We start from the raw sequence: 22,739 nt of genomic DNA, 5'->3' as shown, positions 1-22,739 counted from the left end.
AGAGTGCTTCCGCGATCAACCCGGTCTTTCTGCCAGCCAAGCGCATGCGCAAGGTAGGCCTGCAACGTTGCAAAAGGAAGCACGCATGATGACCACAACGAAGCCCTTGGTCATGGGCGTATTAATGGGGCTGATGATGCTCTGGATGGTGCATGGTCAGATAAACGGTGAAACAAGCCTGTCCGGCATTGCCGTCATCACCTTTGTCGGTGTGCATATCCTGTTCGCCGCCGCAATCATCGGCGCCGGGCTTTTCGTCACGCGCCTGTCGCCCGCCGCACGACAATGGCTGCATAACCTGCATCGGCCGTCGCTACGCCATCTCGGAATAATGCTATTGGGCGCCCCCCTCTCTGCGTGTTCCGTTCATATCTGGATACATGGGCTGATCTGAATGGACCTTTCTGCCATCAATCCCATTCTCCTCCTCGCATCGCTGATGGTCGCTGCGACGCCAATTCTGCTGGCGGCCATTGGTGAGCTTGTCGTGGAGCGAGCCGGGGTCCTGAACCTAGGGGTTGAGGGGATGATGATCACCGGGGCGGTCTGCGGGTTTATCGTCGCCGTGAACACCGGCTCACCTTGGCTGGGCTTCATCGGCGCGGCCATTGGGGGCGCGATCCTGTCGCTTGTCTTTGGGATCCTCACCCAGCTCCTTTTGTCCAATCAGGTGGCCACGGGGCTGGCGCTGACACTTTTCGGTCTCGGCCTGAGCGCGCTGATGGGACAGGGCTATATCGGGATCAAGGCACCGGATTTCCCGGATTGGGATATCCCGCTTTTGGGCGACATCCCAATCATCGGGCCGATCATCTTTCAGCATGATCCGATGGTCTATATAGGGCTTTTGATCGTCGGGGGCGTCTGGGCATTCCTCAGATACTCCCGCGCCGGTTTGATCCTGCGCGCCGTGGGGGAAAACCACGAAGCGGCCCATGCGCTGGGTTATCATGTGGTCCGCGTGCGTATGCTTGCGATCATGTTCGGCGGCGCCTGTGCGGGGCTGGGCGGGGCTTATCTGTCGCTCGTCCGGGTTCCGCAATGGACCGAAGGGATGACCGCCGGTGCAGGCTGGATTGCGCTCGCCATCGTGGTCTTTGCCAGTTGGCGGCCAGGCCGGCTTTTGATCGGCGCTTATTTGTTCGGCGGTGTCACGGTGTTGCAGCTTAACCTGCAGGCAGCCGGGGCCGCGATTTCGGTCGAATACCTTTCGATGGCGCCCTATCTGGCCACCATCGCGGTTCTCGTTATTATGCGTGCCGGACGTGCGCCGGGGTCACTCGGCCAACCATTCCATGCCTCACGTTGAGGCGATCAAGACCACCAAGGGGAAACACATGACAATGAAAAAACTACTGGCCGGTGCGACGCTCGCGCTTGGCATCACAACTGGGGCTTATGCGCAGGACGATCCGACGAAGGTCGGCTTTGTTTATGTGGGGCCTGTTGGCGATGGCGGCTGGACCTATGAACATGATCAGGGCCGTCTGGCCGTGGAAGAGCATTTTGGCGATGCAGTTGAGACGGTCTTTGTCGAAAGCGTCCCCGAAGGCGCCGATGCGGAACGCGTGATGACCCAGATGGCACTGCAAGGGGCCGATCTGATCTTCACGACTTCGTTCGGCTATATGGATGCGACCAACGCCGTGGCCGCGCAGTTTCCTGACGTGAAGTTTGAACATGCGACGGGCTACCGCCGGGACACGCCGAACGTGTCGACTTACTCCGCGCGCTTTTATGAAGGTCGTGCTGTGCAGGGGCACATCGCGGGCCACATGACCGAAAGCAACATCGTGGGCTACATCGCCTCCTTCCCGATCCCCGAAGTCATCCGGGGCATCAACGCGGCCTATCTTCACGCGAAGGAAGTGAACCCCGATATCGAATTCCGCATCGTCTGGGTCTACACATGGTTTGATCCAGCAAAAGAGGCCGAGGCCGCCACTGTTCTGATAGAACAAGGCGCTGATGTGGTTCTTCAGCACACTGACTCGACAGCACCACAGGCCGCCGCACAGCAGGCAGGCGGTGTTGTGACCTTTGGTCAGGCCTCTGACATGGCAGAGTTCGCGCCCTTCCCGCGCGTTTCCTCCATCATCGATGACTGGGCACCCTACTATATCGCCCGCACCCAGGCCGTGATCGACGGCACTTGGGAAAGCATGGACACATGGGACGGGATTGCCCCTGGCATGGTAAAAATCGGTGAGATCACTGATGCTGTGCCAGCAGAGGTAAAAGCCAGCGCCGAAGCGATGATCGAGGCAATGCGGTCGGGCGAGTACCACCCATTCACCGGCCCGATTAACCGGCAGGACGGCTCTGTATGGCTCGCTGACGGTGAGGTTGCCGATGACGGAACGCTGGCAGGCATGAATTTCTACGTCGAAGGTCTGACCGGCGAGATTCCTCAATAAACGTCACGTCATTCTCAGAAAGGGCCCCACTTTCGCAGTGGGGCCTTTTTTTTGCGCGAACGGGCTCTAAGGCGGACGACAACGGCACATGACCGCACAAGAGCGCAAAAGTGGCGATTTCGCCAAGTTCTTTGCAAGATATGGTCGCCAAAGCCGTCTGGAACCCCGGGTTTTGGTACAATAAAGCCAAGGGCACTCTTCATGAAACGGCTTTGATGACCACGATGCCGGTGCGCCCCTCCGTTTCCGCACGTTGGAACAATTAACCAATTTCCCTACACTTTAAGTTGTTTGACCTAACGGCACTGAAGCGGCCTTTCCGCGCATCAGGAACGCGCATGCGCGCCGCGCTGAATTGCCAGTCATAAGATTTGGTCAAGCTAGGCACAAAATTATTCACTCACCCCAATTGTTGACGACTTATGCCCAATTTTTCGCACAATCCGACGACACAGTGAGCTTGTCGCAGCGGTTTTTGCGACAGTCAGTAACGTAGTGTCTCCGGTCACAAGTGTATGAAAAAGATCAACGCCTTGAGGGTGCTCTCAGCACTTTGGCAAATGGAGAAATGGATGACATTTAATTTGTCAATAATCACAAAGAATTTGGTATCTGCGGTTGCATTGGGTGTCGCGCTGGCTGGGCCGGTCGCCGCGCAATCGTCAGAGGTCACACTGAGATCCGCCGACGGTACCGTGAACCTTGTTGGTGAGTTCGTGGCCTTCACCGACAACAACTACATCATTCGCACCGGTCTGGGTGACCTGCGCATTTCGGCCTCGCGTGTCCGTTGTGAAGGTGCGGCCTGTCCACAGTTCGGCGATACATCCGCCGATGTCATGATCGCGGGTTCCGACACGGTCGGTGACGGTGTCATGCCACTTCTGCTGGCAGGCTATGCCTCTTACCTGGGTGCGGAGGTGACGCAGACCGCTACGGGGAACGGCAACGAATTCCTTGCTGAGATGGTCAGTGATGAAGGCTTTGGCGATCCGATGGGGTCGTACCTGATCACCTCTTCAGGTTCCAACGACGCTTTCGCAGGGCTGCTGGACGAAAGTGCGCATATCGGGATGTCGGCGCGCCGCATTCTTCCACCTGAAGCACGGGCGCTACGCGATGCCGGTGCCGGAAACATGATCAGCACATCGCAAGAGCATATCATTGCCGTCGACAGTCTGGTCGTGATCACCCATCCGGCAAACCCGGTACAGTCGATCAGCATGGATCAGTTGCGTGGTATCTATAGCGGCGCGATCACGAACTGGGCCGAGTTGGGCGGGAACGACGCAACGATCAAAGTCTTCAGCCGTCAGGCCGATTCAGGTACAAAGAGCGTCTTTGACAACGGTGTCTTCGGCGAGGATGTGCCGAACTTACCCGCCGTCACCCAGATCGCCAGTGACAATACCGAGATGGCCGCGTTAGTGAACGCCGACGAAGCATCGATTGGGTTTGTTGGCTATGCTTTTCAACGCGGCGCACGGGCGCTGACCTTGGTGAATGATTGTGGATTGCGGATGGCGCCGGATGCATTCTCGGCCCGGACCGAGGAGTACGCTTTGCAGCGTTTCCTCTATCTCTACACACGTGACGATACCCAGGATCAGTCGACCACCGATTTTGTGAGCTATGCCGCATCAGAACAAGCGGACGAGGTGATCGCCAAGGCGGGCTTTATCGATCTTGGTGTCGACCGCCGTGCCCAACCGGTGGATGGAGATCGCGCCCGCCAATTGCTGGACCCCAGCGTTGACGCCTATGAAGGCGGCATTATGCGCGAAATGCTCGCGCAGATGATTGACTACGACCGCCTGTCGACCACTTTCCGCTTCCGTACCGGATCGCAAAACCTGGACCCGCGGGGACGTCTGAACCTCGGGCGCTTGGCCGACTACCTTGAAAGCCAGCCTGCTGGCACGAAGCTATTGTTCGTTGGTTTCACTGACGATGTCGGCGCTTTTGACAGCAACCGCGAGCTTTCCTATCGCCGCGCGGCGCGCGTCATGGACGAACTACGTGATTTCGCAGGAGACCGGTTAAACGGCATCGAAATGGCCAGCACCGGGTTTGGTGAAATCGCCCCGACGGCCTGTAACACCTCAGACAACGAACGCCGGATTAACCGCCGGGTTGAAGTCTGGATCCAATCACCAACGGGATAATGCAACCGGCCAAATGGCCGACCGCCAAAATGCCACCCACCATGGCACGCGGCACAACTTCAATCCTGGTGGGCCAGGACATGTCGGGAACCAGACGCAACTGCCCCACCAGCACAGTAACGAGAGACCCTCTATCCCTCCACTTCAGGCACGGGACAGACAAAGAGACAGGAAAACAAGCTATGTCACACGGCACATCCACAACCAAATCCAGTAGCCGTCACACAAAGCTGGCAACGACAGCCTGCGCCACGATCATGGCAATGGGTGCATTTGTCAGCGTGGGTGTCGCACCAACGCAAGCCAACGCGCAATTCATCGACCGCGCGCTTTATGATGGCGGCAAGGCGCGGGTGAACCGCTCGGCCAGCCTGCGCTCCCTGACCGAAAGGGTTGCATCTGCAAGCTGTCGGCTGGAGGCCGGGATTGATCCGGCCACGGCTGAGGCGGACCTTTCTTCTGCACGCGAAGACTTCGACGCGATCTTGGCCGGTCTGGAAAAAGGCGATAACGCGCTCGGAATGCCCGGTGCCGAGACGCGCCCACGCACGATTTCGGCGATCCAGGCGACCGCCGAACTGTGGCAGCCCATTGAAGTTGCTGCCAACCGTATGCTGGAGGGCTCAGGCTCGGCTGCTGATGCGACGATGATCAGCCAATCCTACAGCGATTTGTTCGAACAGACTGTTGTACTGGCGGCCGACGTTTCCGGACAATATTCTGATCCTCAGGAATTGCTGCAAAGCGACGCGACCGTGCTGAACTTTGCCGTCCGCCAGCGCGCCCTCGCCTATCGTATGACGCGCGCGATGTGCGAACTGGCAACCGGCACGGGTGGTGCCGCGACAGCAGCCGAGTTGGGCGACACCATTGATCTTTTTGAGCGTACCTTGACAGCCTTGCGGGACGGTTTCCCTGATGCGGGCATCAATCCTCCACCAAATGATGCCGTCAGAAACAGCCTCGAGCAGACCCTTGAGATTTGGGAAACCCAGCGTGGTATCTTCAGCGCCGCAGTCTCCGGCCAGCAACCATCATCAGACGATGTGATCGCGGCCGCAGCGCTGACAGGAAAGCTGTCAGTGGCGATGAACAACACCATCACGCTTTACCTGATCGCGACACCCGGTCAGGACGGCGTCTATCGCGTGCCGCTTGAAGCCTATGCGCGCGGTGAGTTGGCCAAGTGGATCGAAGATCCAGCGCTGATCGAAGCGATCAAGGTCCAGAACGACCGCCATGTTGGCCTGAGCGAGGACGAGGTCATCGCGCTTGACCAGCAATGGCGCGCCGAAGCCGGTGAAGGCGGCGGTCCATTGATCTCAGAGCTTCTTGCACATCCTGTATCGGCCTGGCTGCGCGGTCAGCAGACAGCCACGGCTGGTTTTGTGACCGAGGTCTTCGTGATGGACGACAAGGGCTTGAACGTCGCGCAAAGTGTCGAGACATCCGACTACTGGCAGGGTGACGAAGCAAAATGGAAAGAGACATATCAGGTCGGTCCGGACGCGCTTCACATCAGCGAAGTCGAGTTTGACGACAGTACCGGCTTCTACCAGTCACAGGCCTCTCTGGCGATCAAGGATCCCAGCACCGGTGAGGTGATCGGTGCGATCACCTTCGGGATCAACGTCCAGAACCTGATGTAAGGGCAAAACGAATCTTGTTTCTGGCGGCGCGCAAAATCCTTTGCGCGCCGCTTTTCTTTTCTGCCTTAGGAGGAAGCGGCTTATCTGCTTCTATCCCAGATTGTTTATCTTGTCCTTTAGATCAGGCAAGTAACCGTAATTTCACATAAATCTTGATAAAAAAAATTGCCAAATGCTACGATTGCCCTAGCGTCATAAAGTTCGCGCGCAGGCGATAATGGCGCGAAGATCGTTTGCGCACCGTTCAGTAGTGCATTCATGGGGGCCGCTGCCCGAACGTTAAAGAGTTCAATGTCACCTTCAGCAGAGTTGCTGAAGTTTTATAGCGGGACCGCCATGGCCTATAAACAATTCTCAACACATTCACGCCGTATCGCGCATACTGCACTGATCGCTCTTGGTATCAGCTGCACCTCCTTACAGGCGCAATCAGTCTCTGAGGGGCAGGCTGTCATCCATCGCGCACAATTTGTCGAAGATATCGGCGCAAGCCAGCGCATCGATTTCTCCGGCAAGCTGCGCATGCTGAGCCAGCGCATTGTTGCAGCCGGATGCAACTATGCCGCCGGGATTGACCCCGAAAGAAGCGGTGCGATGCTGCGCGCAACCAGTGAAGAGTTCCAGCGCATCGTGGATGCACTCGAATATGGCGACCCGGATCTTGGGATCATCGGGGTCGAGGAACGGCGCCGGACCCTTGTTGGGATCAGCAAGTTACGCACGTTGTGGGACCCCACCAACGAAACCGCGCAGCTGATCGCACAAGGCAACGGTTCGCCGGAACTGGTCGCGCAACTTGCAAATCAAAGCGCGCCACTGCTTGAAATGGCGAAACTTTTGGTGAGCGAGATTTCGGCAGAATACTCCGATCCAACGGCCGTGCTCCAGGCCGATGCGCTGGTGATCGATATTGCCGGACGGCAAAGGATGCTGTCGCAGCGGATGTCAAAGAATGTCTGCCTTATCCGCTCTGACATCAATACCGCAACCGCAACCGGCGAACTCCAAGGCGCGATGCAGATGTTTGAAGTATCGTTGATGGCCCTACGGCATGGCATGCCGGATGCAGGGATCAAGGAACCACCAACCGACGAAATCACCGCAGGCCTTGATGTGGTGATCGATGACTGGAATGGTCTGAAACCGATCGTCACCGGTATTCTGGCAGGTGAAAGTATCGATGAAGAGCAACGCGCCATCATGTTCAACGGCGCACTGACGATGACAGGTCATATGAACACGGTTGTCGGTCTATATTCCGAGGACTCAAAACTCGGGCTCTGACGGCATAAGTTGCAGCCGGGCCAAATGGGGGGTATTGCCCGGCAGCCAGCCAAGCGCCCCGCTCGTTGACGGGGCGCTGCAAAGGAGCTTGAGGTGACAGACAGCGTGGCGTTGATCGGTGTGAAAGGCGGTCCGGCGATCAGACCGGGCTCTCACATGCCAACGTCATCGCTGCTGCGCCTCGGCGGATACAACATTTTGGTTGATGCAGGTCTGGGTGTGACGCGGGGCATCTGTGATCAGGGTGTATCGCTGACCGAGATTGACCTGATCGTTATCACGCATCTGCATTCCGATCATTATCTTGAACTCGGTCCGCTGATCCACACGGCTTGGACAGCCGGACTGAACAAGCCCATCCCGATCCTTGGCCCCGATGGTCTGAGCGCCTATTGGGACAGTTTTCAGAAAGCGATGGCGTTCGACATTGACCTGCGCATCCGGGATGAGGGGCGCTGTGCATTCAGCACTTTGGCCGATCTTCGGGTTCTCTCCGACGCCATGGAATTCGGTAGTGTTCGCATCAACGCGATGCGCAACGTACATCCTCCCATCGCCGACAGCTTTGCATTGCGGTTCGAGGTCGGGGACAAATCTGTCGTACTATCCGGCGACACCGCGTATATGCCCGAGATGGTCGGCTTTGCCAAAGACGCAGACCTGCTTGTTCACGAGGCAATGTTGCGTGACGGGGTCGACGCGCTTTGCGCCCGGATGACAAACGGCGACGAGCGCTTGCGCGAGCATATCCTGCGCAGCCATACCGACGCGACAGATGTCGGTCGCATCGCGCGCGACGCCGGAGTAAAGGCGCTGGCACTGCACCACTTTGTCCCCGATGGCGATCCGGATTTCACCGATGCAGACTGGACCGCCGCGGTTCGAAAGTACTGGTCAGGGCCGCTCTTTCTGGGCAAGGATGGCATGGTGATTTCACTCGACCAATAGGCCCCTGATGAAACATGTTCGCGCTGCCGCACTCTGTCTCACTCTTTGCACCGGTAGCGCGCTCGCCGATCCACAAGCGGACGCCGACTACATTGTCAGCCAGACTATGACCCGGGATATGTTCGAGGGATCAATTGCCGCACAGCGGGGCCTCATTATCAGCGCCATTCAGAATGATTTGCGTGCACAGGGCATTACGCTGCCTGACCCCGACCGGTTCTTTGATCTGTTTATGGAGGAGTTCATCGGCGAATTCACCGACTCCATGCGCGATCAAAGCGCATCGATCTATCTTGAAAGTTTCAGTGCAGAGGAACTCGCGGACATTGCGGCGTTCTACCGCACCGCCTCTGGTCAAGCGCTCGTGGCAGCCACCCCCGATCTGATGATGGCTGGCGCCGAGATGGGTCAGCGCGCAGGTATGCAGGCCGGGGTGAACGCCGCCGATCGGCTGGCCGACCGGATTGAGAACGAAGGCCTCATCGAAGTCGAAGACGAAGGCATGATGAGTCGGCTGTTAAACGCATTGCGCTAAGCCGGGCTGCGCAGCTGGTCTCGGGCCTCCTGTCCCTCATCCTGCGCATGCACCAGAACCGATTGCCCCCGGCCAAGCCCACCGTTATCTAAGGCCAAACCTCAGTCTTAGCGGAGCGTCCCACATGGCCAGCAATCAATTCGTCTATTTCATGGACGGCGTGTCCAAAACCTATCCCGGCGGCAAGAAGGTGTTTGAAAACATCCGCCTGAACTTCCTGCCCGGCGTGAAGATCGGCGTTGTCGGCGTGAACGGCACCGGTAAATCCACGCTGATGCGGATCATGGCGGGGCAGGACAAGGAATTCGCGGGCGAGGCTTGGGCGGCCGAAGGCGCGCGCGTCGGCTACCTGCCGCAGGAACCGGAGCTCGACCCTAACCTGACCGTGCGTGAAAACGTGATGCTGGGGGTCAAGGAAAAAAAGGACATCCTGGATCGCTACAACGAACTGGCAATGAACTACTCCGAGGAAACCGCCGACGAGATGGCGCAGCTGCAGGATGAGATCGACAGCCAGAACCTGTGGGACCTGGACGCGCAGATCGACGTGAGCATGGAGGCTTTGCGCTGCCCGCCCGACGACGCCAATGTCGAAACGCTCTCGGGCGGTGAAAAGCGGCGCGTCGCACTGTGCAAGCTGCTGCTGGAGGCACCTGATATGCTGCTTCTGGACGAACCGACCAACCATCTGGACGCCGAAACCATTGCGTGGCTGCAGCAGCACCTGATCGACTACAAGGGCACCTGCCTGATCGTCACCCATGACCGCTACTTCCTTGACGCGATCACCGGCTGGATCCTCGAACTCGACCGCGGCTCGGGCATCCCGCACGAAGGCAACTATTCCAGCTGGCTAGAGGCCAAGGCAAAACGGCTGGAACTTGAAGCCAAGGAAGACAAATCCAAACAACGCACCCTCGCGCGCGAACTGGAATGGATGCGGCAGGGCGCCAAGGCGCGGCAGGCCAAATCCAAGGCCCGGATCAGCGCCTATAACGAACTGGCCAGCCAGTCGGAAAAGGAAAAAGTCGGGCGCGCCCAGATCATCATCCCCAACGGCCCGCGGCTGGGGTCAAAGGTGATTGAGGTCAACGGGCTAAAAAAGCACATGGGCGACAAGCAATTGATCGAAGACCTCAGCTTCGATCTACCCCCTGGCGGCATCGTCGGCGTGATCGGGCCCAACGGTGCGGGTAAATCCACCCTGTTCGGCATGCTGACCGGCCAGATCGACCCCGATGAAGGCAGCGTTGAATACGGCGACACGGTCAAGCTAGCTTACGTGGACCAGTCCCGCGACGCGCTGAATGCCGACAGCACTGTCTGGGAGGAAATCAGCGGCGGGGCCGAGATCATCGAACTTGGCGATGCCTCCATGAACTCCCGCGCCTATTGCTCGGCCTTCAACTTCAAGGGCGGCGATCAGCAGAAGAAGGTGGGCCTGCTTTCGGGCGGTGAACGGAACCGCGTCCACATGGCCAAACTGCTGAAATCCGGCGGCAACGTCCTCCTTCTCGACGAACCGACCAACGACCTCGACGTCGAAACGCTCCGCGCGCTCGAAGACGCGCTGGTCAGCTTTGCCGGCTGCGCCGTGGTCATCAGCCACGACCGCTTCTTCCTAGATCGCATCTGCACCCACATCCTTGCCTTCGAGGGCGACGCCCATGTCGAATGGTTCCAGGGCGCGTTCACCGATTATGAGGAAGACAAAAAACGGCGGCTAGGCGCAGACGCGCTAGAGCCCAAGCGGATGAAGCATAAAAAGTTTGTACGGTGAAGAAACTGCTTAAGCCAGACTTCGAAACCCGTTGACCAACCGAAGGTGCAAAGCTGCAGCGGAACATATCAACCTGGCTTGATCCTGACCTGGTTGTCTCGTGATCAATCATGGAAACTCAGGGGAAAACCCAGGCGAGGCTGAGAAAGAAGCATTTCAGAAGTTGGCGAAATAGACCTGTTCCCATCCAGCCGATTGCTCGCGACAAGCGATCATTCGGCTTGGGCTTCAGGCCGCAAAAACCGGTGAGTTCGGCAGATTCTGGCACCAAGATTTGCGACATGTCCATAGCTACGCCAACGGTCAGGCTACACGGCGCATGAGATCTACAGCGATACACGAGCCGTGACATATGAACTCAATTAATTGGTGCAATTAGGTCACAAACCTTGCCGATTTCAGCAAGGCAAGTGATTGGTCTGTATGACAAATTCCGTAGAGAATAGTTTTGCCTAGGCAATGTCGAGAATAATTCTTTCAACTGTCCATCACGGTCGATCAACGAGTAGCATAAGGCATCAATTAATGAGACTTTCAGCAACAATCCTCATCTTTTTCACGACCATCTCCGGCACCGCAACAGCCCAAACAGCTTGGGAAGGCTTTTATGCTGGTGGTTCTTTCGCAGCATTTAGCGGCGAAAACACATACGCCAATCCGGACGGCGATCTGGGCTTCGATCTTGAGGGTGACATGCTTGGCGCATTTGCGGGATACAATGCCTTGTTCAATGGCTTTATTCTGGGTGGCGAACTCGCCTTCATGGCCGGCGCTGCCAACGAAGAAGGCTTTGCCGACCAGTACGAATATGGCTCGGTCATCGATATCAAGGGCAAGGTTGGCTTAGATGCTGACGAACTCATGCCCTACCTGATTTTGGGCGCTTCAATTGGTGCTCTCGAAGTCGACGAAGAAGGTCGGCCCGATCGAAATTTTGATCAGACAGAAACTGGCATCTTGATTGGCGCAGGTGCAGATTTTTCCATAAACGAGCAATTCAGCGTGGGTGCAGAATTGGTGTCACGGCAGTTTGAGTTCGACTTTGGCGACATTCCTCTCGTCGATATGGAAGCGACGGTAAACAGTTTCGCTGTACGCGGCCTTTATCGCTTCTGACGAACCTGCGCGAGAGTAATCATCGCATCGATGTGCAGACCGAACTGGCGTAGCGGCTAGCGGTGCCATGCCAGGTTTTGTAAAGCAGGACGGCCGTCAACAATTGTGCGACCGTGTCGTGACGTTCCCGTTTGAAAGACAATGGCGCACGTCTTTGAGCATTGCGTAGACGGTGGGTTCAAAGCTTAACTAATCCAAGATATCCACCCGAAATCCTCACATTCTTGCCATCTTCGCTTGGCCTCCTGAAGACCACGATGGGCGAGGAGTTGGCGATGTTTTTTGTGCGAGTTTGTATTGGTGCGATCCTGGCGCTTGCGGCCTTCGCAATTTTTCGAACGATGATTGGCTCACATATGGGGCAAGGGGGCGCTGTGTTGTTCATGCTGCTGACCGTCTCGTTGATCAGCTTGTCTTTGCAGATACGCCTACCATCGACCGCGGCAGTAAAACAGCAGTCAGGGAGCCACCGGACTGATCGGCGGTCTTGAGAACCATCGACCGAAGGCCAAACTTGCAAGGGCCGTGCGGCACCTCGGACAATGCTGGAACGCGCCAAACAGTGCCATAAATGGCCTTGCTAGAACCCATACATTCCACAATCTTCAATTTACTGCCGACGCGGCAATAATCTTGCGAGTTCCTTTCTTTTTGTTGACGATTCAGATATGATCAAAAGGCAACGCGACTCTATCGACCACTGTCTCCTTCCACGGCCCAGTCCTTCGATTGAAGTTTGACCGAGCCGACCCGCTGCACTCCCGCGAGCGGAAAACATAAGGAAGACAAAGACATGGCTTCAGGCACTGTCAAATGGTTCAACACGACCAAAGGCTACGGTTTTATCGCGCCCGACGGCGGCTCAAAGGACGTATTCGTTCATATTTCAGCCGTTGAGCGGGCGGGTCTGACCGGTCTGAAAGACGACCAGAAGGTGAATTTCGACATCGAGGCCGGGCGCGACGGACGCGAAAGCGCCGTGAACCTGACGTTGGCCGACTGACAATCACTCGGCACGAAAAACCAAAAAGGGCGCCAATATGGGCGCCCTTTTGCTTTACGACGTTGTTTCTGAGAATGAACTCCGTCTCAAACCTCAATCATGCAGAACAAAAGTAACGCGCATCACCACGCGGTATTCATCGATCTTGCCATCTGTCACCGTGACTTTCTGATCCGCCACCCATGCGCCCGTGATCCCCTTGAGCGTCTTGGACGCTTTTTCGATCCCCTGCGCAACGGCGTCATCAAACGACTTTGTTGATGAGGCGATAATCTCACTGACCTTCGCAACTGACATGGCATCCTCCCATTTTGTGATAGGTGGTCAGCGTAGCGCTAAGCGCCATCCCAGTCCACATCGTCAGCTTTTTCGACGTGAAGCGTACCGTCAGGATACGGGCACATCAGCGATTTTGCCGTCTCTTCATCGCCCGAAAACCAAAGGTCGAGTTGATCCGGGTTCAGGATGACACCCATGCGGTGATGGATGTCGCGTACATCGGCTGATGGCGCGCAGGTAATCGTCGCCACCTGAGACACCTCGATACCGCCGGGGCCGTGCCAGATGTCGTAGATCGCAGCAAAATAAAGCAGCTCGCCGTCTTTACGTGAAATCCGCCAAGGCTGCTTGCGACGTTTTTCGCCCGTCCACTCATACCAGCCCTCCACCGGGACGACCGCACGCTTCACATCAGTAAACGCCGATTTATCGAAAACCGTCTCGGACCGCGCATTCACAATCGTCTCCATTACCGGGCGGCCGCGGGCATTCACGCGCCCGACCGGTATCATGCCCCAGCGCATATGCTGTACCCCATCGGCGGTCAGCGTGATCACCTCTTGCCCCGGCGCGATGTTGTAGCGTGGTGGGTCAGCCATCCCAGCCACCTCGCGCGTCAGAAAGAAACGACCAGGCACCCCCTAGTCCACCGTTGCAATCAGGTCGAGGATTGCCGGACCCATCGCATTCACGATTGCGGACACCCCTTCCCTGTTCGGATGCAGGCCGTCTGCCTGCATGAGGGCTGCCATTCCGTCTTGCGTCCCCGCGACCGCACGCAAACCGGCTGCAAAATCGGGATAGAGCGGTACATCGTATTTTTCGGCTAGTGCCGCATACATCCCTTCGAAATCCGCCTTGTAAGCAGGGCCGTAATTGGCGCCGACTTCCAGGCCGACGAGCAGCATGGCCACATCGGCCTCCACTCCGGCGGCCAGAATACCATCAAGGTTCGCGTGGCTCACCGCCGGATCAAGACCGCGTAGATAATCATTGCCACCGAGGCTGATGATCATCGCGTCCACATCTGGCGTCAGCGTCCAGTTGACCCGGCTGAGCCCGCCTGCCGTCGTATCTCCCGAGACCCCGGCATTCATGATTTCGACATCAGCACCTTGCGCCTGCAACCAATCCTCAAGCTGTGGGACAAATCCGTCCGCCTGCGGCAGGCCAAAACCGGCCGTCAGGCTGTCGCCCAAAGCGGCAATCGTGACCGTTTCGGCCTGCGCCGCACCCGTCATCAGCAAAACCGCTGCACTCAGGTTGCGGAGTGTCGAAACCGCCCCATATCCAACTGAAACGATCTGTTTAGAGGCACGCCGCATGACCGACCCCGTTCTGACAATCACCGATGCAAACCTGTCGCTTGACGGGAATGCGGGCCGGGTGGACATCCTCCATGACATCTCACTGACAGTCACAGCGGGGGAAACATTGGGGCTTGTGGGGCCAAGCGGGTCTGGCAAATCGTCACTCCTTATGCTGATGGGCGGGTTGGAACAGGCCACGTCCGGCACGATCACGGCCCTGGGTCAGGACTTGACCGCGATGAACGAAGACCAGCTTGCCCGCTTTCGCAGGGACAATATGGGGGTGGTTTTTCAATCTTTCCACCTGATCCCGACGATGACGGCGCTTGAGAATGTGGCTACCCCGCTCGAACTGGCAGGCGCACGCGATGCTTTTGCGCGGGCCGAGGCGGAGTTGGAGGCCGTGGGGCTGGCCGACCGAATGGATCACTACCCCAACCAGATGTCGGGTGGCGAGCAACAGCGCGTGGCGCTGGCCCGGGCCTCGGCCCCACGGCCTCGGCTCCTCCTCGCGGATGAACCGACCGGCAATCTGGACGAAACGAATGGGCAGGCGATCATTGATCTTTTGTTCGGGTTGCGTGACCGGCACGGGGCGACGTTGATCATGGTCACCCACTCCAATGAACTGGCGCGGCGTTGCGACCGTGTGGTGCGGCTGCGCGATGGCCGCATTGATGCACCGCTGGCCGAGGCCGCAGAATGAGCCTGGCGGTTGCGTCCCGCTTCGCCGCCCGCGAATTGCGGGGCGGCCTGCGCGGATTTCGGGTGTTTCTCGCGTGCCTGGCCCTGGGTGTGGCGGCGATTGCGGCCGTTGGCACCGTCCGTGCCGGGATTGAGGCGGGGCTGAAACGCGACGGGGCCGCACTATTGGGCGGTGATGCGGAGGTGGAGTTCACCTATCGTTTCGCCCGCGATGAGGAACTGGCGTGGCTGCAATCGATTGCTGATAACATCTCGGAAACCGTCGATTTCCGCTCTATGGCGGTCGTCGAACGCGATGGCGAAACCGAGCGTGGTCTGACCCAAATCCGCGCGGTTGATGACGCCTATCCGCTTGTGGGGCAGGTTCAGCTGGACCCGGCCATACCGTTGGAACAGGCGCTCGCTGATTATGGCGGTGTCATGGAACGGGTGCTGGCCGACAGGCTGGCCCTGACGCCGGGAGACACGTTCCGTTTGGGCGAACAGGACTTCACCTTGCGCGCCATCCTCGACCGCTATCCCGACAACGCCGCAGGTGGCTTTGGCCTTGGCCCGCGCACGATTGTGCTGACCGAGGCACTTGCGGAATCCGGTCTGATCGCGGAAGGGACGCTCTTTTCAACGCAATATCGGCTGGACCTGCCGGACGGCGCGAACCTGCAGGCGCTGGAAGATGAGGCCGAGGCGCAATTCCGCGATAGCGGCCTGCGCTGGCGAGACAGCCGCCGGGGCGCGGGCGGAGTCGAGGAATTCGTCGACCGGATCGGCGCCTTTCTGATCCTTGTCGGTCTGTCCGGCCTTGCGGTTGGCGGTGTTGGCGTATCTGCCGCCGTGCGGGCTTATCTCGCGGGCAAAACGAGCGTCATTGCGACGCTGAAAACGCTAGGCGCGACGCGCGAGACGATTTTCCTGACCTATTTCCTGCAAACCGGGACGCTGACCCTGCTTGGGATCACAATCGGTGTCATTCTGGGCGGTGCCCTGCCCGTCCTGTTCGCGCCGATCATTGAGGCCCGCCTCCCGATCCCAGCCGCCTTTGCGATCTATCCGGGACCATTGGTTGAGGCGGCAATTTATGGGCTGCTCGCAGCTCTCATCTTCACGCTCTGGCCGCTGGCCAAGACCGACGAAATCCGCGCAGCCACCCTGTTTCGCGACGCATTCGCGGCATCGCAGTTTCTGCCTGCGAAACGGTATCTGGTCTCCATCGGTGCCCTCCTCGCTACGCTCATCGGGGCGGCGATCTGGTTTTCGGGTACCGCTTTCCTGACACTTTGGACGGCAGGCGGCATTGCCGGGTCACTCATGATCCTGATCCTTGCCGCCGTGCTGATCCGCTGGATTGCGCGCCGCCTGCGCAAGCCGACGCGCGGGCGCACGGCCTTGCGCCTCGCCTTTGGTTCCATCGGTGCGCGCGGGGGAGAGGCGACCTCGGTCGTGCTGTCACTCGGCCTTGGCCTGACGGTCCTCGCCGCCGTTGGCCAGATCGATGGCAATCTGCGTTCATCATTCAGCGACGACCTGCCCGCCGTCGCCCCCAGCTATTTCTTTGTGGACATCCAGCCCGACCAGATCGACGGCTTCCGCGAACGGCTCGACGATGACGCGGCCGTCAGCCGCGTCGACAGCGCGCCGATGCTGCGCGGGATCATCACCCAGATCAACGGCATCCCGGCAGAGGATTTCGCCGAAGGTCACTGGGTGGTTCAAGGCGACCGGGGTGTCACCTATTCGGACGCCCAGCCCGATGGCACCGAAGTGACCGCCGGGACATGGTGGCCCGAAGGTTATGATGGCCCGCCCCAGATCAGCTTTGCCGAGGAAGAGGCGCTGGAAATCGGCCTTTCCATCGGGGACATGATGACGGTCAACATCCTGGGCCGCGATATCACGGGCGAGGTGACCAGCTTCCGGAACGTGACATGGGAGGATGCGGGCATCGGCTTTGTGCTTGCGATGAACCAAAGCGCACTGGCGGGCGCGCCCCATAGCTGGATTTCCACCGTATATGCGGAAGAAGAGGCGGAGGCGCAGATACTCCGCGATCTGGCGACGGCCTATCCCAACATCACAGCCGTGCGGATCAGGGATGCCATTGATCAGGTCATCGAACTGGTCAGCGGGATTTCCGCCGCCACGCGGTATGGCGCGCTGATCACGCTCATTACCGGGTTTCTGGTGCTGATCGGCGCCGCCGCAGCCGGCGAACGGATGCGGACCTACGAAAGCGCGGTTCTAAAAACACTGGGCGCATCGCGGCAGAGCATTCTGGTCAGTTTCGCCTTGCGCGCCGCCCTTCTCGGCCTAGCAGCCGGGATCGTAGCGCTTGGTGCCGGTATCCTTGGCGGCTGGGCGGTGTCGACCTTTATCATGGAGACCGGCTATAGCTTCATATGGACCAATGCGCTGTTGATCATCGGGGGTGGTGTAGTGGCCTCAACACTTGCTGGGCTCGCCTTTGCGTGGCGCCCGCTTGCCGCGAAGCCGGCGCGTGTCTTGCGGGCCCGTGAATGACTGCGCCTGCCTTTTTCGGCTATGGTAGCCTCGTTAATCTGCGGACGCATGACTACACCGACCCAACGCCTGCGACGCTGACAGGCTGGCGACGGGTCTGGCGCACCACGAGCTTGCGCGAAACGGCGTTTCTATCGGTTGAACGCTGTGCCGCGAGCGAAATCAAAGGCATCATCGCCCATGTTCCCGGCGCTGATTGGGCCGCCCTTGATGCGCGCGAGGCGGCCTATCAGCGCCACGATGTCACCGACCAAACCGGTCACAACCGACCGACTGCGGTTTATCAGGTGGAAACGGCTCACCTAGCGCAAACCGGGCCACAGCCCATCCTGTTGAGCTATATCGATGTTGTCGTGCAAGGCTATCTGCAGGTTTTCGGTGAAGAGGGCGTCGCCCATTTCTTTGAGAGCACGCATGACTGGCAGCCGATCCTCAACGACCGGGCCGCCCCGCGCTACACGCGTCATGTGCCGGTCAGCGAGGCCGAGCAGGCGCTGGTTGATCACCACTTAACGGCGGTGATGCAGAATGCTGAATAGGCGCGCCTGGCGCTGAAACGGCTCTTGCCCGCATTCCTCAGGTTTGGCGTCGGCCATGATCCGGCGCGCGAGGATATAGGCGAGCACCGCAAAAACCGCGCCGCCCAGATACTGTCCGATCAGCACGCCCGGCGCGCCAAACAGTGCGGCACCCACCATGACAAAAGGGATCGTGCCCAGCGTGTTGCGACCCCAATTCACGGTGGTCGAATAAAACGGATGGCCCAGATTGTTGAACGACGCATTGGCGACAAAGATCACGCCATTAAAGAAAAACATGAGCGAGAGCGGCCCGGCAAAGAGGAATACCAGCGTCAGCGCCATACCGTCCAACTGGAACAACCACGCGAGGCCGGGCCGGGCGAGAAACAGGATGAGTGAAACGACAATCACGACCAATCCGGCAAACATCACACCCTCGCGAAAGGCCTGCCGCACGCGGTCATTCAGCCCCGCGCCCGCATTCTGACCAATGATGGGACCGATAGCGCCCGACAGCGCAAAGATGATCCCAAAGCCCACGGGCGTGATCCGCGCGACAATCGCCATACCGGCCACCGCGTCCTCGCCATATTCCGCCATCGCGCGGGTGACATAGGCCTGCCCCACGGGCGTGGCCAATTGTGTCAGGATCGCAGGGATGGCGATGGCCAGGATCGGGCGCAGATCGATGGACAGGCTGGCAGGTGTCGGTTTGTCGAAGCCACCGTAATACTTGATCAAGGGCTGCAAGGCGACCACCGCGATCACGACCCGTGCTGCGACACTGGCAAGTGCGGCCCCCATAAGCTCAAGATCAAGACCGAAGATCAGGATCGGGTCCAGCACCGCATTCACCAGGCCGCCCCAGATCGTCGCCATCATCGCACGGCGCGCATCGCCATGCGCGCGCAGGATCGCACCGCCGATCATGCCGACCATCAGGAAGGGCAGCGAAGGGACGATGATCTGCAGATACATCACGGCAAGGTCCAGGGTCTCACCCGTTGCCCCCATCAATCCTGCAAGGAAGGCGAGGTTAAACCACACCACCGCAGCAAAGATCGCCCCAAAGATCACGCCATAGATCAGGGAGTTAGTGGCCCGCCGCCGCGCCTCTTCGGCCTCGCCCGCCCCCAAGGCACGGGCGACAAGGGCACCAGCGGCGATGGCCATGCCGATCCCGAACGAGGTGGTGAAAAACAGTATCGCACCCGCATATCCTACGGCGGCTGCAAGCTCTGCCTTGCCGAGCATCGAGATGAAGATCATGTCGATAAAGTCGACAAGGAAGACCGCCATCAGCCCGATGGAGGCTGTGAACGACATCACCGAGATATGGCCAAAGAGGTTGCCTTGGGTGAATTTTGCCTGCGCGTCCGCCATCAGGGCCGCACGATCCGGATGGCAAAGGGAAGGGTCTTTAGCTTTCGCATCTCTAACGCCGTCCGCCTTTCCACACTGATCACAAGCGTGTCGCCATTGCGGACGTCTTGCAAGGGGAAAGGATCGGCCTCGGTCCAGCCCATGCGTAATGTCAGCATTTGCGCGCCAGCAGGCAGGGCCGCCTGCATCTCCTGCCCATGTTTGATCTGCACGATCTCCTGCCCATCGACGCTCACCCGGAGCGGGCGCAGAAATCCGAAGAAACCGCGCAGACGGCGGATGGTTACGTGCTTTTGCGGCTCAGACAACAGGCTTGGTCTGCAAGAGCGGCATGACATCCGCCATTTCCGGCCCCCGCTCGCGGCCAGTGATCGCCTTGCGCAGCGGCATGAAAAGGCCCCTGCCCTTGCGCCCTGTCGCGGCCTTCACCGCGTTTGTCCACTCGCCCCAGGTCTCTGGCCCGTAGGGCAGCGGCGGCAAGAGATCAAAGGCTTGCGCGACAAACTCGCGGTCCTCATCGGCGATCAGCGGCGTCGGTCCGTCCCGGAACAGCGCCCACCAACCGGCGACGTCGTCCAGCGTGTTGATGTTGTCGCGCACCACATTCCAGAAAGGTGTCGCCAAGGCGTCCGGCACACCGGCTGCAGTGATCACATCAGCCACATCACCGGCATCCAGCGTGGCAAGATGGCGTGCGGTCAGCGGCCCCAGATCATCGGCATCAAACTTGGTCGGGGCAGAGCCGAATTTGGACAGATCAAAGCCTGCCACAACCTCTTGGACAGTCGCGCGCAGCTCCACGGGGTCCGAGGACCCAAGCCGCGCCATCAGGGACAGTATCGCTTGCGGCGCAATCCCCCGCTTGCGCAGATCACGTAACGCCAGCGTGCCCAGCCGCTTTGACAGCGCCTCGCCCTGTGGGCCGGTCAGCAGCGAATGATGCGCAAAACGCGGCACATCCCCGCCCAGCGCCTCGATCATCTGGATTTGCGTCGCCGTGTTGGTCACATGGTCAGAACCACGCACCACATCCGTGATCCCCATCTCGGTATCATCTACGACTGAGGCCAGCGTATAGAGGATCTGCCCGTCATTCTTGAAAAGAACCGGATCGCTGACCGAGGCTGCATCAATCGAAATCTCACCGATGATCCCATCGACCCAATTGATCCGTTCGTGGTCCAGCTTGAACCGCCAATGCGAGCCGCGCTCTGCGCGCAGGCGGTCCTTTTCATCCTCAGACAAATCTAGCGCCGCCCGGTCATAAACCGGCGGCTTGCCCATATTCAGTTGCTTCTTGCGCTTCAGTTCCAATTCCGTCGGCGTCTCAAAGCATTCGTATAACCGCCCCATCTCGATCAGCCGCTGCTTGGCCTCCAGATACCGGTCCATCCGCGCCGACTGATGCTCCACCCGGTCCCATGTCAGACCGAGCCAAGTCAGATCGTCCTTGATCCCTTGGATGTATTCATCCTTTGACCGCTCCGCATCCGTGTCATCGATCCGCAGGATAAATGTCCCACCCTGTTGCCGGGCGATGGCGTAGTTGAACAAGGCAGCGCGCAGGTTGCCGATATGCAGCCAGCCGGTGGGCGAAGGGGCGAATCTGGTTGTCGTCATGGACCTGTCTCCTATTGGCGGCACGCTTTGTCATGACGCGCGAGGTTTGTCCATTGTGCGCCATTGATCACGTCGCTGTGCATTGCCCCTGCGGCATCCTGCCCTACCCTCACACCATCCAACAGAAATGAGAGGTTCATTCCGATGAAGCTGACCCGTCGCCAAACATTGATGACCGGGGCCGCGCTGCCCCTTGCCGCCACCGTGCCGGGCACCGCGCAGGCCGAAGGACACGCCGCCGCACTGCCCACCCATCGCGACTTCACCTTGGGCGATTTCAAGGTCACGACCCTGCTCGCCGGAAGTCGCGCGGTAGAGGACCCGCAAACCATTTTCGGCATGAATGTCGATGCCGCCACCTTTTCCGAGGTCAGCGCCGCCAATTTCATTCCGGACGATGTGGCTCAGTTTTTCTTTACACCAACTGTCGTGAATACCGGGTCTGACGTCATTCTGTTCGACACCGGCCTGAACCCGGCCGGAACGGGTGCGGCGCTCAGCGCTGCAGGTTACGCTGCCGCCGACATCACCCATGTGGTCATTACCCATATGCATGGCGATCATATTGGCGGACTTGCCGATGACAGCGGCGCGGAGACATTCACAAACGCCGCATACCTGACCGGTCAGGTCGAGTTTGACCACTGGGCGGGAGCTGAGAACGACAACTTCGAAGCCAAGGTGCGCCCACTTGCCGAAAAGTTCAGTTTCCTTGGCGACGGCGATACGATCCGATCCGGTGTGACCGCCATGGCGACATTCGGCCACACGCCCGGGCATATGGGCATCATGTTGGAAAGCGGTGGCGAGCAGCTTTTCCTGATGGGCGATATCGCAAACCACTACGTCTGGTCAGTGGGATATCCTGATTGGGAGGTCCGCTTTGACATGGACAAGGCCGCCGCGGCCGCCACACGCCGTCGCGTCATGGACATGGCAGCAACGGACCGGATTCCAATCATCGGCTACCACATGCCGTTCCCCGGCATGGGGTATATTGAAACGCGCGATGACGGCTTCCGCTACATCCCGCATAGCTATCAGTTGCTTTGAAGCAGCGCCTTTGGGAAGCCCGTCTTTTCAGGACGGGCTGACCGGCCATCTTTGGCCCAGATCGTCGAGCCCGGCTTTGACGATCTCTTCAACAACGTCCAGATCCACATCGGCCAGCTTGTTGATGTAAAGACAACTTTTGCCGGTCTTGCATTTGCCAAGCCGGTCCAGAACGGATTGGAAATCGGCATAACCGGGCATGATGTAAAGCGACAGGTTCGCCTTGCGTGGGCTGAAACCAGTGGCCAGAAATTCACCTGACCTGCCGCTTTCGTAGGTGTAGGCGTAAGAGCCATAGCCAATAATTGTCGGTCCCCACATCTTGGGCTGCCAGCCGGTCACTCGACGAAAAAGCGCATCCAGTGTTTGGGCATCAGCTCGGCGGGTCGGATGTTCAACGGCGTCGATAAAGTCAACGGGGTCAATTTCGGTTGGTTGGGTTTTGTTCTGTGCCATG

At 58.9% G+C, this 22,739-nt stretch carries 23 protein-coding genes; 16 read left to right on the top strand and 7 right to left on the bottom strand.

Annotation, left to right across the window (positions count from 1 at the left end; translation table 11 throughout):
• The first annotated feature begins 85 nt into the window (after positions 1-85).
• The 12 genes from SLH47_RS00405 to SLH47_RS00350 all read left to right on the top strand — a co-directional run bounded on the left by SLH47_RS00405 (position 86) and on the right by SLH47_RS00350 (position 12,897).
• Positions 86-394 carry a hypothetical protein gene (locus SLH47_RS00405; protein ID WP_320237307.1) on the top strand — a complete coding sequence of 103 codons (309 nt, stop codon included), beginning with the start codon at positions 86-88 and terminating at the stop codon, positions 392-394.
• Complete coding sequence (locus tag SLH47_RS00400) at positions 395-1,309, top strand: ABC transporter permease (protein ID WP_320237306.1); 915 nt, start codon at positions 395-397, stop codon at positions 1,307-1,309.
• Positions 1,310-1,337: 28 nt separating this feature from the next.
• Positions 1,338-2,417, top strand: coding sequence for a BMP family ABC transporter substrate-binding protein (locus SLH47_RS00395; RefSeq protein ID WP_320237305.1), 1,080 nt, complete (start codon positions 1,338-1,340; stop codon positions 2,415-2,417).
• A 572-nt stretch (positions 2,418-2,989) separates the two neighbouring features.
• Positions 2,990-4,582 carry a phosphate ABC transporter substrate-binding/OmpA family protein gene (locus tag SLH47_RS00390; protein WP_320237304.1) on the top strand — a complete coding sequence of 531 codons (1,593 nt, stop codon included), beginning with the start codon at positions 2,990-2,992 and terminating at the stop codon, positions 4,580-4,582.
• Positions 4,583-4,764: 182 nt separating this feature from the next.
• On the top strand, positions 4,765-6,231 hold the full coding sequence (locus SLH47_RS00385; RefSeq protein WP_320237303.1) for a type IV pili methyl-accepting chemotaxis transducer N-terminal domain-containing protein: 1,467 nt from the start codon (positions 4,765-4,767) through the stop codon (positions 6,229-6,231).
• A gap of 291 nt (positions 6,232-6,522) precedes the next feature.
• On the top strand, positions 6,523-7,515 hold the full coding sequence (locus SLH47_RS00380; RefSeq protein ID WP_320237302.1) for a type IV pili methyl-accepting chemotaxis transducer N-terminal domain-containing protein: 993 nt from the start codon (positions 6,523-6,525) through the stop codon (positions 7,513-7,515).
• A gap of 93 nt (positions 7,516-7,608) precedes the next feature.
• On the top strand, positions 7,609-8,463 hold the full coding sequence (locus tag SLH47_RS00375) for an MBL fold metallo-hydrolase (RefSeq protein WP_320237301.1): 855 nt from the start codon (positions 7,609-7,611) through the stop codon (positions 8,461-8,463).
• A gap of 7 nt (positions 8,464-8,470) precedes the next feature.
• Positions 8,471-8,998 carry a DUF2059 domain-containing protein gene (locus SLH47_RS00370; RefSeq protein WP_320237300.1) on the top strand — a complete coding sequence of 176 codons (528 nt, stop codon included), beginning with the start codon at positions 8,471-8,473 and terminating at the stop codon, positions 8,996-8,998.
• A gap of 124 nt (positions 8,999-9,122) precedes the next feature.
• Positions 9,123-10,778, top strand: coding sequence for an energy-dependent translational throttle protein EttA (ettA, locus tag SLH47_RS00365; protein ID WP_320237299.1), 1,656 nt, complete (start codon positions 9,123-9,125; stop codon positions 10,776-10,778).
• A 459-nt stretch (positions 10,779-11,237) separates the two neighbouring features.
• Positions 11,238-11,894: an outer membrane protein gene (locus SLH47_RS00360; RefSeq protein WP_320237298.1), complete on the top strand. Its 657-nt coding sequence runs from the start codon at positions 11,238-11,240 to the stop codon at positions 11,892-11,894.
• Between the two features lie 257 nt (positions 11,895-12,151).
• Positions 12,152-12,385: a hypothetical protein gene (locus SLH47_RS00355; protein WP_320237297.1), complete on the top strand. Its 234-nt coding sequence runs from the start codon at positions 12,152-12,154 to the stop codon at positions 12,383-12,385.
• Positions 12,386-12,687: 302 nt separating this feature from the next.
• Entirely contained in the window at positions 12,688-12,897 is a 210-nt protein-coding gene (locus SLH47_RS00350; protein ID WP_320237296.1) for a cold-shock protein, read from the top strand.
• Between the two features lie 93 nt (positions 12,898-12,990).
• On the opposite strand, the gene SLH47_RS00345 is transcribed toward SLH47_RS00350, so the two are convergent.
• From SLH47_RS00345 to SLH47_RS00335, 3 genes are read right to left on the bottom strand one after another with little or no spacing between them, the layout of a single operon-like run.
• Positions 12,991-13,194: a dodecin family protein gene (locus SLH47_RS00345; protein WP_320237295.1), complete on the bottom strand. Its 204-nt coding sequence runs from the start codon at positions 13,192-13,194 to the stop codon at positions 12,991-12,993.
• Between the two features lie 38 nt (positions 13,195-13,232).
• Positions 13,233-13,775 (bottom strand): SOS response-associated peptidase, encoded by a 543-nt coding sequence (locus SLH47_RS00340; RefSeq protein ID WP_320237294.1) that lies wholly within the window; start codon positions 13,773-13,775, stop codon positions 13,233-13,235.
• A 42-nt stretch (positions 13,776-13,817) separates the two neighbouring features.
• Complete coding sequence (locus SLH47_RS00335) at positions 13,818-14,501, bottom strand: arylesterase (protein WP_320237293.1); 684 nt, start codon at positions 14,499-14,501, stop codon at positions 13,818-13,820.
• Here SLH47_RS00335 and SLH47_RS00330 point away from each other — a divergent pair.
• The 3 genes from SLH47_RS00330 to SLH47_RS00320 are packed head-to-tail and all read left to right on the top strand — an operon-like array spanning position 14,500 to position 18,244.
• On the top strand, positions 14,500-15,192 hold the full coding sequence (locus tag SLH47_RS00330; RefSeq protein WP_320237292.1) for an ABC transporter ATP-binding protein: 693 nt from the start codon (positions 14,500-14,502) through the stop codon (positions 15,190-15,192). The genes SLH47_RS00335 and SLH47_RS00330 overlap by 2 nt on opposite strands.
• Positions 15,189-17,705, top strand: a complete 2,517-nt coding sequence (locus SLH47_RS00325) for an ABC transporter permease (protein ID WP_320237291.1) — start codon at positions 15,189-15,191, stop codon at positions 17,703-17,705. The genes SLH47_RS00330 and SLH47_RS00325 overlap by 4 nt, the downstream gene beginning before the upstream one ends.
• Positions 17,702-18,244, top strand: coding sequence for a gamma-glutamylcyclotransferase family protein (locus SLH47_RS00320; protein ID WP_320237290.1), 543 nt, complete (start codon positions 17,702-17,704; stop codon positions 18,242-18,244). The genes SLH47_RS00325 and SLH47_RS00320 overlap by 4 nt, the downstream gene beginning before the upstream one ends.
• Here SLH47_RS00320 and SLH47_RS00315 read toward each other — a convergent pair.
• The 3 genes from SLH47_RS00315 to gltX are packed head-to-tail and all read right to left on the bottom strand — an operon-like array spanning position 18,215 to position 21,229.
• Complete coding sequence (locus SLH47_RS00315) at positions 18,215-19,609, bottom strand: MATE family efflux transporter (protein WP_320237289.1); 1,395 nt, start codon at positions 19,607-19,609, stop codon at positions 18,215-18,217. The two genes, SLH47_RS00320 and SLH47_RS00315, sit on opposite strands and share 30 nt — an antisense overlap.
• Complete coding sequence (locus tag SLH47_RS00310) at positions 19,609-19,917, bottom strand: hypothetical protein (protein WP_320237288.1); 309 nt, start codon at positions 19,915-19,917, stop codon at positions 19,609-19,611. The genes SLH47_RS00315 and SLH47_RS00310 overlap by 1 nt, the downstream gene beginning before the upstream one ends.
• Entirely contained in the window at positions 19,910-21,229 is a 1,320-nt protein-coding gene (gene gltX / locus SLH47_RS00305; RefSeq protein WP_320237287.1) for a glutamate--tRNA ligase, read from the bottom strand. The genes SLH47_RS00310 and gltX overlap by 8 nt, the downstream gene beginning before the upstream one ends.
• 144 nt (positions 21,230-21,373) lie before the next feature.
• Between gltX and SLH47_RS00300 the strand changes: the two genes are divergently transcribed.
• Positions 21,374-22,282 carry an MBL fold metallo-hydrolase gene (locus tag SLH47_RS00300; RefSeq protein ID WP_320237286.1) on the top strand — a complete coding sequence of 303 codons (909 nt, stop codon included), beginning with the start codon at positions 21,374-21,376 and terminating at the stop codon, positions 22,280-22,282.
• A gap of 27 nt (positions 22,283-22,309) precedes the next feature.
• Here SLH47_RS00300 and SLH47_RS00295 read toward each other — a convergent pair whose 3' ends face one another.
• Positions 22,310-22,738: a DUF1801 domain-containing protein gene (locus SLH47_RS00295; protein WP_320237285.1), complete on the bottom strand. Its 429-nt coding sequence runs from the start codon at positions 22,736-22,738 to the stop codon at positions 22,310-22,312.
• Between the last annotated feature and the right edge of the window lies 1 nt (position 22,739).

It is taken from the genome of Cognatiyoonia sp. IB215182 (assembly GCF_033963905.1).
Classification (GTDB): domain Bacteria; phylum Pseudomonadota; class Alphaproteobacteria; order Rhodobacterales; family Rhodobacteraceae; genus Yoonia.
This window is presented reverse-complemented; position numbering and strand designations above follow the sequence as displayed.

Bases quoted from the DNA above. Each gene is read 5' to 3' on its own strand.
- SLH47_RS00325 (WP_320237291.1), top strand. From the start codon at position 15,189: ATGAGCCTGGCGGTTGCGTCCCGCTTCGCCGCCCGCGAATTGCGGGGC.
- SLH47_RS00315 (WP_320237289.1), bottom strand. From the start codon at position 19,609: ATGGCGGACGCGCAGGCAAAATTCACCCAAGGCAACCTCTTTGGCCAT.
- SLH47_RS00350 (WP_320237296.1), top strand. From the start codon at position 12,688: ATGGCTTCAGGCACTGTCAAATGGTTCAACACGACCAAAGGCTACGGT.
- SLH47_RS00320 (WP_320237290.1), top strand. From the start codon at position 17,702: ATGACTGCGCCTGCCTTTTTCGGCTATGGTAGCCTCGTTAATCTGCGG.
- SLH47_RS00370 (WP_320237300.1), top strand. From the start codon at position 8,471: ATGAAACATGTTCGCGCTGCCGCACTCTGTCTCACTCTTTGCACCGGT.
- SLH47_RS00340 (WP_320237294.1), bottom strand. From the start codon at position 13,775: ATGGCTGACCCACCACGCTACAACATCGCGCCGGGGCAAGAGGTGATC.
- SLH47_RS00330 (WP_320237292.1), top strand. From the start codon at position 14,500: ATGACCGACCCCGTTCTGACAATCACCGATGCAAACCTGTCGCTTGAC.
- SLH47_RS00335 (WP_320237293.1), bottom strand. From the start codon at position 14,501: ATGCGGCGTGCCTCTAAACAGATCGTTTCAGTTGGATATGGGGCGGTT.
- SLH47_RS00405 (WP_320237307.1), top strand. From the start codon at position 86: ATGATGACCACAACGAAGCCCTTGGTCATGGGCGTATTAATGGGGCTG.
- SLH47_RS00390 (WP_320237304.1), top strand. From the start codon at position 2,990: ATGACATTTAATTTGTCAATAATCACAAAGAATTTGGTATCTGCGGTT.
- SLH47_RS00355 (WP_320237297.1), top strand. From the start codon at position 12,152: ATGGGCGAGGAGTTGGCGATGTTTTTTGTGCGAGTTTGTATTGGTGCG.
- SLH47_RS00385 (WP_320237303.1), top strand. From the start codon at position 4,765: ATGTCACACGGCACATCCACAACCAAATCCAGTAGCCGTCACACAAAG.
- SLH47_RS00380 (WP_320237302.1), top strand. From the start codon at position 6,523: ATGTCACCTTCAGCAGAGTTGCTGAAGTTTTATAGCGGGACCGCCATG.
- gltX (WP_320237287.1), bottom strand. From the start codon at position 21,229: ATGACGACAACCAGATTCGCCCCTTCGCCCACCGGCTGGCTGCATATC.
- SLH47_RS00360 (WP_320237298.1), top strand. From the start codon at position 11,238: ATGTCGAGAATAATTCTTTCAACTGTCCATCACGGTCGATCAACGAGT.
- SLH47_RS00345 (WP_320237295.1), bottom strand. From the start codon at position 13,194: ATGTCAGTTGCGAAGGTCAGTGAGATTATCGCCTCATCAACAAAGTCG.
- SLH47_RS00400 (WP_320237306.1), top strand. From the start codon at position 395: ATGGACCTTTCTGCCATCAATCCCATTCTCCTCCTCGCATCGCTGATG.
- ettA (WP_320237299.1), top strand. From the start codon at position 9,123: ATGGCCAGCAATCAATTCGTCTATTTCATGGACGGCGTGTCCAAAACC.
- SLH47_RS00395 (WP_320237305.1), top strand. From the start codon at position 1,338: ATGACAATGAAAAAACTACTGGCCGGTGCGACGCTCGCGCTTGGCATC.
- SLH47_RS00300 (WP_320237286.1), top strand. From the start codon at position 21,374: ATGAAGCTGACCCGTCGCCAAACATTGATGACCGGGGCCGCGCTGCCC.
- SLH47_RS00295 (WP_320237285.1), bottom strand. From the start codon at position 22,738: ATGGCACAGAACAAAACCCAACCAACCGAAATTGACCCCGTTGACTTT.